10 protein-coding genes are annotated in these 12,241 nt (G+C 64.6%); 6 read left to right on the forward strand and 4 right to left on the reverse strand.

From position 1 onward, the window contains the following. The first annotated feature begins 579 nt into the window (after positions 1-579). The 3 genes from OOZ51_RS19365 (at position 580) to OOZ51_RS19375 (ending at position 5,109) form a co-directional block, all read left to right on the forward strand. Positions 580-864, forward strand: a complete 285-nt coding sequence (locus OOZ51_RS19365) for an HU family DNA-binding protein (protein ID WP_184739845.1) — start codon at positions 580-582, stop codon at positions 862-864. A gap of 106 nt (positions 865-970) precedes the next feature. Next, the gene (locus OOZ51_RS19370) at positions 971-3,136 is read left to right on the forward strand and encodes a bifunctional copper resistance protein CopD/cytochrome c oxidase assembly protein (protein ID WP_265981397.1); all 2,166 of its coding nucleotides are present in this window, start codon (positions 971-973) and stop codon (positions 3,134-3,136) included. Continuing rightward, positions 3,136-5,109, forward strand: coding sequence for an NHL domain-containing thioredoxin family protein (locus OOZ51_RS19375; protein ID WP_265981398.1), 1,974 nt, complete (start codon positions 3,136-3,138; stop codon positions 5,107-5,109). The genes OOZ51_RS19370 and OOZ51_RS19375 overlap by 1 nt, the downstream gene beginning before the upstream one ends. Positions 5,110-5,260: 151 nt before the next feature. On the opposite strand, the gene OOZ51_RS19380 is transcribed toward OOZ51_RS19375, so the two are convergent. Together OOZ51_RS19380 and OOZ51_RS19385 are read right to left on the reverse strand one after the other, a co-directional pair. Beyond that, a complete protein-coding gene (locus OOZ51_RS19380) occupies positions 5,261-6,253 on the reverse strand; it encodes a hypothetical protein (protein WP_265981428.1) in 993 nt (330 codons plus the stop codon). A gap of 196 nt (positions 6,254-6,449) precedes the next feature. Continuing rightward, complete coding sequence (locus OOZ51_RS19385; RefSeq protein WP_265981399.1) at positions 6,450-7,007, reverse strand: dihydrofolate reductase family protein; 558 nt, start codon at positions 7,005-7,007, stop codon at positions 6,450-6,452. A gap of 45 nt (positions 7,008-7,052) precedes the next feature. On the opposite strand from OOZ51_RS19385, the gene OOZ51_RS19390 reads away from it, so the two are divergent. After that, a complete protein-coding gene (locus OOZ51_RS19390; RefSeq protein WP_265981400.1) occupies positions 7,053-7,631 on the forward strand; it encodes a DinB family protein in 579 nt (192 codons plus the stop codon). A gap of 14 nt (positions 7,632-7,645) precedes the next feature. Here the strand turns inward: OOZ51_RS19390 and OOZ51_RS19395 are convergent, their stop codons facing one another. Both OOZ51_RS19395 and OOZ51_RS19400 read right to left on the reverse strand, forming a co-directional pair. Further along, on the reverse strand, positions 7,646-8,167 hold the full coding sequence (locus tag OOZ51_RS19395) for a GNAT family N-acetyltransferase (RefSeq protein ID WP_265981402.1): 522 nt from the start codon (positions 8,165-8,167) through the stop codon (positions 7,646-7,648). Beyond that, positions 8,164-10,101 (reverse strand): FAD/NAD(P)-binding protein, encoded by a 1,938-nt coding sequence (locus OOZ51_RS19400; protein ID WP_265981403.1) that lies wholly within the window; start codon positions 10,099-10,101, stop codon positions 8,164-8,166. Before OOZ51_RS19400 ends, OOZ51_RS19395 begins: the two co-directional genes overlap by 4 nt. A 266-nt stretch (positions 10,102-10,367) precedes the next feature. Here OOZ51_RS19400 and OOZ51_RS19405 point away from each other — a divergent pair, with 266 nt between their 5' ends. Together OOZ51_RS19405 and OOZ51_RS19410 are read left to right on the forward strand one after the other, a co-directional pair. Beyond that, positions 10,368-11,447 (forward strand): amino acid ABC transporter permease, encoded by a 1,080-nt coding sequence (locus OOZ51_RS19405; protein ID WP_265981404.1) that lies wholly within the window; start codon positions 10,368-10,370, stop codon positions 11,445-11,447. After that, entirely contained in the window at positions 11,444-12,238 is a 795-nt protein-coding gene (locus OOZ51_RS19410) for an amino acid ABC transporter ATP-binding protein (RefSeq protein ID WP_265981405.1), read from the forward strand. The genes OOZ51_RS19405 and OOZ51_RS19410 overlap by 4 nt, the downstream gene beginning before the upstream one ends. The last annotated feature ends 3 nt before the right edge of the window (positions 12,239-12,241 follow it).

The following is a 12,241-nucleotide window of genomic DNA, read 5'->3' on the forward strand; positions in this document are numbered from 1 at the left end:
TACTGCACCCGGGAGGGTGTGGGAGAGTAGGACACCGCCGGACAACCATTCAGGTCGAGACCCCCCAACCACCACCATGGTCGGGGGGTCTCCCGCATTTAAACACACACCCCACCACCGGACGCCCCACCACATCCACGCCGGAAACCCCGCACCCCCATCACATCCACGCGGGAAATCCCGGACGCTCCTTCACATGTGGGCACCCCCCACGAACGCTCCTTCACATGTGGGCGGACCCCTACCTGACCGGCACCCCGGCACCCCGGCACCCAAAAACTGCAGGAGCGTCCCGTCAGGACCCGCCATAGGTGAGCGAGCGTCCGGCCGGAAGGCCCCAAAACTGCAGGAGCGTCCGGCCAGAAGGCCACATAAGTGAGCGAGCGTCGGGGGTCCGGGAGTTCGCCCGCGGCGGAATTGGCCCCCAAAAGCGCCCGAAATCGGGTGAATTTGGTCAAAAAAGCGCGGAAACACGCGGAATTTGCTGGCCTCGTCCCTCCAAGCTGGTAAGTTTTCGAACAGTGGCTCGCGCGCATGCCGTGCGTGAGCTCCAAAATCGTAAAGTCCAGGAGGACACAAATGGCTAAGAACCGTAGCGAATTGGTTTCCGAGGTAGCTGGCAAGGCTGGCACCAGCCAGGCCGCCGTCAACTCCGTTCTCGATGCACTGTTCGAAGTTTTCGAGACTTCCGTCGCCGCTGGCGAAAAGATCACCATTCCGGGCTGGCTCGCAATCGAGCGCACCGACCGCGCAGCCCGCACGGGCCGCAACCCGCAGACCGGCGAGACCATCCAGATTGCCGCTGGCCACAGCGTCAAGCTGACCGCTGGCTCCAAGCTGAAGGCAGCTGTCGCCAAGAAGTAAGACACTTCGGCGAACGCCTCGGAAAGGCGGCAACCTGTGGGTTGCCGCCTTTCTGCTTTAACCCGGTCGATTCGCTGCGCCGCCAACGTTAGCGGACAATGGATAGGTGCCATCTGCCAAAACTCCCGCCACCGCCCCTTCGCCCGCGTCCAAGCCGGGAACCAAGGATGGTGCTGCCGTGGAAGGGATCGGATTGCCGTGGCAGCTGGCAGGCTTCGCTGCGCTCTTCCTGGCCCTCGCGGCCGCACTGATCTTCTCCGGCGCCGCGGCCGGCCGGCAGGTCTCTGATCCCGGTGTGCTGGTCCGCTGGGGACTACCGGTGGCCAAAGCCGTCCATAACGTGTCCTTGGCGACCGTGATCGGCGGGCTGATCTTCGCCGTCGGCATCCTTCCCAAACACACGTCCCGAGGTAAAGGCGACGACGCCGCTGAGCATCCCGCGTTCACCCGTGCCTTGGCCGTCGCAGCAGCAGCAGGCGCTGCCTGGACGCTTTCCGCCGTCGCGGTCCTTGTCCTCACGTACGCCGATGTCGCGGGCCAGAGCCTCTCGGGCACCCCGGAGTTCACTGCCTCGCTGGTCTACTTCATGACCGACATCCAGACGGGCCAGGCATGGCTCGCCGTGACCATCATCGCGGCGATTGTCACGACGGCGCTGTTCGGCGTCCGCTCGTTGGCAGGACTTGCGTTGACGCTGGTCTTGGCCTTGGGCGGCCTGGTGCCGAGCGCACTGATCGGCCACTCCGCGAGTTCCAGCGACCATGAAGGCGCCATCAACTCTCTTGGACTCCACTTGGTGGGTGTGTCCACCTGGGTGGGCGGCATCATTATGCTCGCGGTCCTCTCGGGCATCCTGCGGGGCTCCAAGGCGTCGGGCACCAAGGACATTACCGAGCAGACCCTCCGCCGTTTCTCCGCCTTGGCAGGCTTTGCCTTCGTACTGGTCTTCGCCTCGGGTGTTGTCAACGCGAGCATTCGGGTTACCAGCTTTTCGGCCTTGGTCGGCACCCCCTATGGGCAGATCATCCTGGCGAAGGCGCTGGCCACTGTTGTCCTCGGCGGCATTGGTTTCATGCACCGCCAGTGGGTGATCCCGCAGCTGGGCCGCAAGTCCATGACCACGCGTCGCGTGCTGTGGCAGCTTGTGTTGGTTGAACTGCTGGTGATGGGCGCGACGTCGGGACTCGCCGTCGCGCTGGCCAGTTCGGCACCGCCTTTGCCCACCACCTATGCGCCCGACGCTTCGCCGGCCTTTGTCCTGTCCGGTTACGAGTTGCCGCCCGAGCTGACCCCCGCCCGCTGGCTGACGGAATGGCGGCTCGACTGGCTCTGGGTAGCTGTGGCCCTCTTCGGCGCGGTGAGCTACATCCTAGGCGTGGTGAAGGTCCGCCGGCGCGGAGACTCCTGGTCCTGGTTCCGGGCCGTGAACTGGATCATCGGCCTGGCTGTCCTGACCTACATCACGTCCGGTCCGCCATCGGTCTATGGGCGTGTGATGTTCTCCGCCCACATGGTGGACCACATGGCGCTGACTATGGTGGCTCCGCTCTTCTTGGTGCTCGGTTCGCCGGTGACCTTGGCATTGCGTGCACTACCGTCCCGCGGCGAAGGATCGCGCGGGGATGGCTCCCGCGGACTTCGTGAGTGGATCTTGGTGTTTGTGCACTCGAAGTTCTCCCAGGTGGTGACCCACCCGCTGTTTGCTGCCGCGAACTTTGCCGGATCAATCGTCCTGTTCTACTTCTCGGACGCGTTCGACTGGGCAATGCGCGAGCACGTGGGCCATGAGCTCATGAACCTGCACTTCTTGCTGACCGGTTACATCTTTGTCCTCACGATGCTCGGCACGGACCCCTTGCCGCGCCGGGCGCCCTACCCCATGCGGCTGCTTCTCCTGCTGGCCACCATGGCCTTCCACGCCTTCTTCGGTGTGTCGATCATGGGTGGTACCGGGCTCCTCGCTGCCGACTACTTCGGCAACCTCGGCCGGACCTGGGGGCTTTCGGCCCTAGCAGACCAGCAGATGGGCGGGGCCGTTGCGTGGGGGATTGGTGAAGTCCCCACGCTGCTGGTGGCGATCGGCGTCGCGGTCATGTGGTCGCGCTCGGACGAGCGTGAGACCAAACGCACCGACCGTGCTGCCGACAGGAATAATGACGCCGATCTCAATGCTTACAACGATATGTTTGCGCGGCTTGCAGACCGCGATGCCAAACTGCCTGATCGGGGCTCCAATCGCCCCGAAAGCAAAACCAATCTGGAAGGACGCTGATGAGCGAAACCGTACGCACCCAACTGCGTGTCCGCGCCTCTGAGCTGGTGGGCCGTGGCTGGCTCAACACCGGCGGGAAGTCCCTGGACCTGGAAGCGTTGCGCGGTAAAATCGTGCTGTTGGACTTCTGGACCTTCTGCTGCATCAACTGCCTGCATGTCCTGGACGAGCTGCGTCCGCTTGAGGAGAAATACTCTGACGTCCTGGTGACGGTTGGCGTGCACTCTCCCAAGTTCGAGCACGAAGCCGATCCCGTCGCTCTGGCCTCGGCCGTGGAGCGCTACGAAATCCACCACCCTGTCCTGGACGATCCCGAGCTCGCCACGTGGAAGGCCTACACGGCCCGCGCCTGGCCCACGCTGGTGGTAGTGGATCCCGAGGGCTACATCGTGGCGCACCTCTCTGGTGAGGGCCACGCAGACGGCCTCGCGGTGCTCCTTGAGGAGCTTGTTGCCGAGCACGAAGCCAAGGGGACCCTCCACCGCGGTGACGGTCCGTACGTGGCTCCCGTCCCGACGTCGGGCACCCTGCGCTTCCCTGGCAAGGCGACCCAGCTGGCTAACGGCAATTACCTGGTAGTCGATTCCGGCCACCACCGCCTCGTGGAACTGCGCCCGGACCTTGAGACCGTGGAACGCGTCATTGGCTCGGGCACAAAGGGCTACCTGGACGGCGCCGCCGAAATCGCCCAGTTCAACGAGCCGCAGGGCGTCGCGGTGCTTCCGTCGTCGCTGGCGTGGCAGCTCGGGTACGAAGCAGTGGTCGCGGACACCGTGAACCACCGCCTCCGCGGCGTCACGCTCAGCTCGGGTTATGTACAGACAGTTGCCGGCAACGGAGTGCAGCGACTGCTCGACGCCGGCCCGGCCCGCGTCACGGAAAGTGGCGCCGGCGTTTGGGCTGAACACCACGACGCCGGTCCGGCTGACTTCGCGGCCGACGCCCTCGACGTCGGGGTGCTGGGTCTTGGGACCGGGGTGTCCCTCTCCTCGCCGTGGGACGTGGTGTGGAGCGAGAAGCTGCAACGCGTTGTCATCGCCATGGCCGGTACCCATCAGATCTTCGCTTTCGAGCCTTTGAGCGGCGAGGTGTCCATCTTGGCTGGCTCGGGCCTTGAAGGCTTGCTTGACGGTGCTGCCGAGGAAGCCTGGTTCGCCCAGCCTTCCGGGCTGGCCGTGGATGCGGACCACAACATCTGGGTGGCCGACTCCGAGACTTCGGCATTGCGTCGACTGGTTCTTGGCGAAACCGGTGTAACCGTTGAGTCGGCCGTCGGTAAGGGCCTGTTCGATTTCGGCTTCCGGGACGGCAAAGCCCCCGGGGCGCGCCTGCAGCACCCCTTGGGCGTCACAGTGCTCCCTGATGGGTCCGTGGCCATCGCAGACACCTACAACGGCGCCGTGAGGCGCTACGACCCCGCGACTAAGACGGTGTCCACTTTGGCGAGGGGACTGGCCGAGCCGAGCGACGTCGTCGTGGTCTACCCGGAAAGCGGGGAACCGTTGCTGGTGGTGGTCGAATCCAACAAGCACCAACTGGTTTTGGTCCCCATCCCCAAGGAAGCCCAGCAGGTTGACGAGGGTGCCTCCCAGACGCAGCGGCCAAAGAGCCCTGTGGCGCCGGGAAAGCTGGAGCTCACCGTGCGCTTCACGGCCCCTACCGGCCAGAAGCTCGACGACCGCTGGGGCGACCCCACACAGCTGAAGATCTCGTCGACTCCGCCCGAGCTGCTGCTTTCCGGCGGCGGCACGTCCGTGGGGCTGCTGCGGACCTTGGAATTGTCCGCGGATGTGCCAGAGGGGATCCTCCACATCACGGCCCGCGCGGCCGCGTGTGATGGACCCGAGACTGAGGACGGCGAAATCCCGGACCACGCCGCGTGCCACTTGTACCAGCAGGACTGGGGGATCCCCGTGGTTTTGCAGGCAGACGGCGATACCGAGTTGGTTCTTGACCTGCGCGGGATGGACTAGGCGGGGCTGGCCTGGCCGTAGGGTGTCACGCTGAGCAACTTTTTAGCGCCCAGCGTCGGGGGCAACCCCGGAAACCCAGGGGTTCGGGAGTCGGTCACGGCCAAAAACGTGCGCTCTGTGACGCCTGCCCGCTTGACGGCGCCGCCTGCCCCTAGAAGCTCACCAGCGGGGTGACCGTGATGGTGTCGGTGCCGATGTCCAACCGCGTGGTGAAGCTGAAATCGTGGACCGCGTTGAGGTCACCGACCAATCCACTGAAGAGGTCGATTTCGCGGGCGGTTACCCGGGCCTTGCCGTTGAGGGGTGCCACCACCCATTGGCCGTCAAAAGGATCGATGCTGACTTTGGGGTACTCCGTGATTTGCCACTTGATTGTGCCGTCCACCACGCGGCTGTTGGTGACGTGGTAGAACGGGCAGTCGGGCTGGAGCTTTTGCTGCTTGGTGGCCTCGGCGGCGCAGTTGTCCAGGAATTCCTTGACCCTGTCGCTGACCACCTTGGTCATGGCGTCCGTGGGCTTCGTCAGGAGGTTGAGGGGTGCCTGGGGCGAAGTGCCGGTGGTCACTGAGGTGCTGGCGGGCGGTGCCGAGAAGTATTTGCCTGTGAGGCTTGCCTCGTATTGGCCAGGGTAAAACACGGCAAAGCTGTTGCGCCCATTGGGCAAGTTCACCGGGACGCCGTTCAGGGTGGCCTCGCTGGCGTTGACTACGGTCACCTCGATAGTCGGCAGGGATGACGGCACGAAGGACCATTTGCCGAAGAACAGCCACTCGGTGCCTGTACGTTCCAGCAGGAAATCCGAGTGCAGTGCCTTGCCGTCCATCTGGTAGTCCATGGGGACCGACACTCGGTTGCCTCCGCGGGATTCCGCGTTGCCGAGCTTGACATCGGTAATCTTCGACGCTGCCGTCTGAAGGGCGGTACCGTCCAGCATGGCGGCGTTGGCGTTGGGCGCGGAGGCGTGCAGAAGCCCGAGGGCTTCCCCGCCATGCCCCTTCTGGAGGGCTCCTAAATATTCGCGAACTTGCTGCTGCGGACTGGCTGCGGAATTGCTCACGAGGTTGATGGAGACGATCGCAGCGGCCACAGCAAGCATCAGACCGAGCAGCCACCCGGCCGCGGTCTTGACCAACGCTTGACTCAACTGCACGCCCTTTACGTTACCTGCAGGGTCCGCATTACTTAGGCATCCTTCCCCTCACGTGACGCAAGGACATGCTGGGGAAGGGCCCGACGGCGGGCGGCAGCTCCGTTTCAGTGGCGCCGACGCGATGAGGTTCCGAATGCTCCGCGGAGCAATTCCCGGCCGAGCTGCGTGCCAAGGGACCGTGCCATGCTCTTCATGCACGCTTGGCGTACCGGAGGTAGACGACGCCGTTGCCAAAGCGACGCTCATCCAGCAGCTCAAGGGTCATCCCTACGCCGTCGGGGAGGAATTGTTTGCCGCCTCCGACGACCACCGGCGTGAGGAAGAGACAGAACTCGTCAACCAGGCCGGCTTTAATTGCCTGGGCTGCAAGAACGGTGCCACCAATGGACATGTCCTGCTCTGACGACTCTTTCAGAGACCGGACGGCTCCGGCGTCGAACTCGCGCTCAATACGCGTCCTGGCGGTGGACGGACTCTCCAAGCTGGTGGAGTACACAATCTTGTCCGCGGCACGCCATATCTCGGCATAGTCCCGCATGACGGGCGGCTCCTCGGAAAGGGTCATGTCCTCCCACGCGGACATGACCTCGTACATCCGCCTCCCGTACAGATAGGTGCCGATCGGCCGCTCAAGGTCATTGACGAAGCTGTGCACTTCTTCGTCGGGCATGCTCCAATCGAACTTCCCGTTGGCATCGGCGGTGTAGCCGTCCAGGGACATGATCCCCGCGTAGATCAGCTTTGCCATGCACAGACGGTACACGCGGGCGACGGCAACGGTATAGTGCCGGCCATGGATGAGAAAGCGATTTTGCTCAAATACCTGCGTTCCCGTCGGGGCGAACTCCTCGCCAAGCTCGACGGACTAGACGAATACGACGTCCGCCGGCCCATGACTCCGACCGGCACCAACCTTCTGGGGCTCGTGAAGCATGTGGCCAGCGTGGAGCTCGAGTACTTCGGAGAGGTCTTTGGCCGGCCCAGCGGCAAGGACCTGCCATGGCTTGCCGACGATGCCGAAGCGGACGCTGACCTGTGGGTTCCGGAGGAAGAGACCCGGGAGGAGATCATCGAACTGCACCTCTTCTCTGCCGAGCACAGCGATGCAACCATCGAGGCACTGCCCCTCGATGCTCCAGGGGAAGTGCCGTGGTGGTCAGAAGAACGGCGCCGCGGGACGCTCCATCAGATCCTGGTCCACATGTGCGTCGAGACAGCCCAGCACTTGGGGCATGCCGACATCCTTCGTGAGCTTATCGACGGCTCGGCCGGGAAAGGCCCCGGGGACCTGAACTTGTCGCAGCGAAGCACCGAAGAATGGGCCGCACACCGGGCCCGGATTGAAGCCGCAGCGCGCCTGGCCGTGGTGTAGCAACCCAGACGATTTCACGTTTCGTTGGAAGCCAGGTCCTTCGAGAACGCCAAGTGCTTGATTTCTTCAGGATCGGCGTCGAGGTCGAACAGCGGGGTGTAGCCCGTGGCCAGGTACAGGTTCTTGGCTTCGGGCTGCCGCGGACCGGTGGTCAGGTAGATCCGGCGGTAGCCGCGCCGGGCGGCCTCGGCCTCCAGTTCCGCGAGAACCACCCGGGCCAGCCCACGACGGCGGTGTGTCGAATGCGTCCAGATCCGCTTGAGCTCTGCGGTGCGGTAGTCGTAGCGGCGGAATGCCCCGCCCGCCACAGTTTCGCCGTTCTCCTGCAGGATGAGCAGGGCGCCGTGGGGTGCGGCAAACTCGCCGGCCGGGTATCTGTTGAGCTCCTCAGCCGCGCCTCCGCTGCCAAAAAGGTCCCCGTACCGGGTGCTGTATTCGACGGCGAGTTCGTCCAGGAGTGGCTTGACCCGCGGATCGCGCATGGGCAGGCTCAGGACATCGAACGCAGCAGTGGTGGAGATATCGACGGAACTCATGTCAGGGCCTTTCCGGTAAGGGCAGCGGGAGAACGAGCTGAGAGTTCGGACAGAAGGCGGCGGGCCAGAGCGTCATTCTCGCGGAACGGTGCTGCGTTGGTGCCGGGCCGCGCGAACGCTCCGGCGCCCCAACCCGAGGTCCACGGTCCGACGGCGAAAAGTCCCGCCTGCCGTCCGCCGTCGGGAGCCAATACCTCGTGGGAACTCGACACCAATAGCTTACCCGTGGAGTGCGAACCGTCTGAGGTGAGCAGCAACTGTTCGGTGCCCCATCCGGCGTCGTGCAAGTCCGTCAACGCGGGGTTCGCCGATCGCGCTACCGACGGCGACGGCAACCTGGCCTCGATGTACGCCGCCGCGTCCACCACCACTGGCGATTGGAATGAGCCCGCAACGAAGCGCCCGCTGGCCTCGTCCGGGCGAACCCACGTGCCCGGACCAAGGAACTGCAGCAATCCAGCCCGGTGCAGGGCGAGGATTTCGTGGAGGCGGTGCGGCGGCGGGCCGGAGTCCACGAAGCTGAAGAAACCGTGCCACCAGCCGTGGACCGCTTGCTGGGAGCGTGAGTTGAGCCGTTCCTGGGGGACTAGCCTGCCGAGTTCCATATAGACCCTGAGCACGGCCGTGAACAAGGCCAAGGTTTCCGAATGGTCCGGGCTGGTGCGGAGGTGGAGGTCGCGCTCGATGTAGCTCACCACGGATCGTTGCACGGCGGCGTGGTCCGGGAAGGCGCAGCCGCTGAAGGGTTGGTCCAGAGCCTCGAGATCCAGGCGGACAGCGGTGTCCGGGATGGCCGCGGCAACGAGATCCTCGCGTTCGCGGCTGTACCAATCCAGGCCATCGAATCGTGCCTCGAACTCGTCCCAGCTGCCCTGGACGCGCTCGGGATAGCCGGTGAAGAGTTCGCGATAGTAGGCGTGGCCGGCGTCCTTCGCAATGAGCGGCCAGAGTTGCGAGCGGAAATCCAGCTCGTCGTGGGCGGCGAGCAACGATTCCACGGCGGCCGACGTGAAGTACCGAGGGGCGCCGACGGGCTCGCCGTGCAGGGTGGAGGAGATCTTGGAATGGAAAGGGACTCCGCGGCGCGAACCTGCCCAGAGTCGCGGTTCGGCGCCGGACGGCACATAGTCCAGGCCGCCGTCGGGCCTGTCTTCGAAGCGGCCGCCGCGGCCCTCGAACAAGAGCACGAGCAGGTCCACGAACGCAAGCCCCATGCCCGAGACCAGGACGTCCTGGCCGGGGGAAATCGCTGAATAGTCGACGTCGGTGGTGTACGACGGCGCCGCGTGGAACCCTCCGTGGCGGGCAGCGAAGTCGGCGAGCCGTGCCGATTCCGGCTCAACCTGCGAGTCTGTGTGGCCCAGCGAGTACACCACAAGGTCCGCCTCCAGCACCCCGCCGGAAGCGAGCTGAACGCGGTACTGCGCACCGCCGTCGGGCAGCTGTGAATCTTCGACGGCGGTGGCCGTGTCCCAGTGGACCGTCACCGCCGCGTCTGGTCCCAGCGCCGCGACGGCCTGGCGGAAGAACCACTCAAGGTACTTGCTCTGCAGCTGGCGGCTGGGAAACGACGCCGGTGTCAGCGCCCGGAGCTGGTCCAGGAGGTGGGCCTCCAGTTGCGGGACATCGCGGATGGAACCGTCCAGCACGCAGGCTGCCCAAGTCGCCAGGCCCGGACCGTCGACGGAGGGTCCCTCGCAAGCCACGGAACTGTCGGTGAACATCGTGACGTCCGCGGCAGTCGAGTTGAGCAGGAGTCCCGGGCTCTGGTCATAGCGCCAGATCCTCCCGGAACCGGGTTCATGCGGCTCCACGACCTGGATGGAGAGTGGGGCGTCGAAGAGTCCGTGCCGGTTGGCCGCGAGGCGTTCGAGGATGCCGGCTGAGCGTGGACCACCGCCAATGAAGACGATGGTGGGGGCAACGGACTGCATGGCAACTCCTGTTGGCGGTGGCTGGTGGTACCCGAGCCTAGGGATGCGGGAGGGGTTCGGTCGAGGCGCGGGTAACGGCCGTTCACTCCGCGTCACGGCGCGTCAACAAGCGCAAGAAACGGACTCATATGGCTCCATATGAAGCGGCGCGAAGCGCCATGAAGCCGCGTGAAGAAGTGCAAAAATCCGCCTTGCGGCCGCTTCGAAGACGCCCCTAGATTGGCAGCCATCCGATAGCCAACAACCGATACGAAGCGAGGTGGCGCATGAGTTCAGCAGCAACCACAGTGGCGCAGTCCGCACAGCAATCTGCACCGGAACCGGCGCCCGCCAGCGCCGCAGCGGAAAGCCCGACGGCGGCCGCCGCCCAGAGTGCCGCCGCTCCGGATGCCGTCGCCCGGCCCGCAGCCGACTACTCCGATTACAAACTGGTCCCGGCCCGGCATCCATGGCGCTGGGTGGGCACCGTGCTGGTGGCGCTTGGCGTCGTCGCGGTGGCCTGGTCCCTCGCGACGAACCCGCGCTGGGAATGGGGCGTGGTGGCGAAATGGTTCACCGCGCAGTCCGTGGTGAACGGCCTCCTGGAGACACTCAAGCTGACGGCCATCTCCGGCGCGCTCGGCTTTATCCTCGGCTTCATCCTGGCCCTCATGAGGCTCTCGGCATCGCCGCTGCTGCTCTCAGTGTCCTGGACGTTCTCATGGATCTTCCGTTCCACGCCGTTGTTGGTGCAGATGCTGCTCTGGTACAACCTTGGCTACCTCTACGAGAAAATCAGCTTGGGCATCCCCTTCACGGATATCCGCTTCTTCGAGGTCCAGACCACCACGCTCATCAGCCAGTTCGCGGCGGCCGTCCTGGGCCTGACCCTCAACCAGGCCGCGTACTCGGCGGAGATCATCCGCGGCGGCATCCTCTCGGTGGACCAGGGCCAGCTCGAGGCAGCCGCAGCCCTGGGTATTCCGGCCTGGCGACGCTCCACCAGGATCGTGTTGCCCCAGGCCATGCGGGCCATCCTGCCCACGGCCTTCAATGAGATCATCGGGCTGGTCAAGGGCACCTCGATCGTCTACGTCCTGGCCTACTCGGAGCTCTTCTACACGGTGCAGGTCATCTACAACCGCACCCAGCAGGTCCTTCCCCTGCTCCTCGTAGCGACGCTCTGGTACGTGGCCATTACCTCGGTGCTGAGCGTCTTCCAGTACTACATCGAGCGCCACTACTCGAAGGGCGCTGTCCGCAACCTGCCGCTCACCCCGCTGCAGAAGGCCAGGAAGTTCTTTGCCACCCACGCAGCTGTGAATTTTGACCGCGTGAACCTTGATCGAGCGAAGGACATCCGATGAGTACTGCAGCAACCCGCGGCCACGTGGAAATCACCAACGTCCGCAAGTCTTTTGGGGGCACCGAAGTCCTCAAGGGGGTGTCGCTTACTGTGCCGCCAGGCGGAGTCGCAGTGATCGTGGGGCCCTCCGGTTCCGGGAAATCCACACTCCTGCGGACCATCAACCACCTGGAAAAGGCAGACGGCGGGTACATCACCATCGACGGCCAGTTGGTGGGCTACCAGGTCCGTGGGAACAAACTGCACGAACTGCGCGAAAAGGACATCCTCAAACAGCGCACCGATATCGGGATGGTGTTCCAGAACTTCAACCTGTTCCCGCACCTCACTGCACTAGAGAACGTGACTGAAGCTCCCGTCGTCGCGCTCCACCGAAACAAAGCCGAAGCGCGCAAGCGTGCGCTGGAACTCCTGGACCGCGTGGGCCTCAAGGACCGGGCCGATGCCTATCCGCGGCAGTTGTCCGGCGGCCAGCAGCAGCGCGTTGCCATTGCCCGCGCCCTGGCGCTCGACCCCAAGATCCTGCTCTTCGACGAACCTACTTCGGCGTTGGATCCGGAACTCGTCAACGAGGTCCTGGACGTCATCCGCGAGCTCGCCACTTCCGGCACCACGTTGATCATCGTCACGCATGAAATGGGCTTCGCCCGGGATGTGGCGGACACCGTGGTCTTCATGGACGACGGCCAGATCGTGGAGCAAGGCAGTCCCCAGGAGATCTTCGCCAATCCCCGTGAACCCCGGACGCGCAGCTTCTTCTCCAAAGTCATCGAACCAGCTTTCAACATCTGAGGA

It is taken from the genome of Arthrobacter rhizophilus, assembly GCF_026241105.1.
GTDB lineage: Bacteria > Actinomycetota > Actinomycetes > Actinomycetales > Micrococcaceae > Arthrobacter.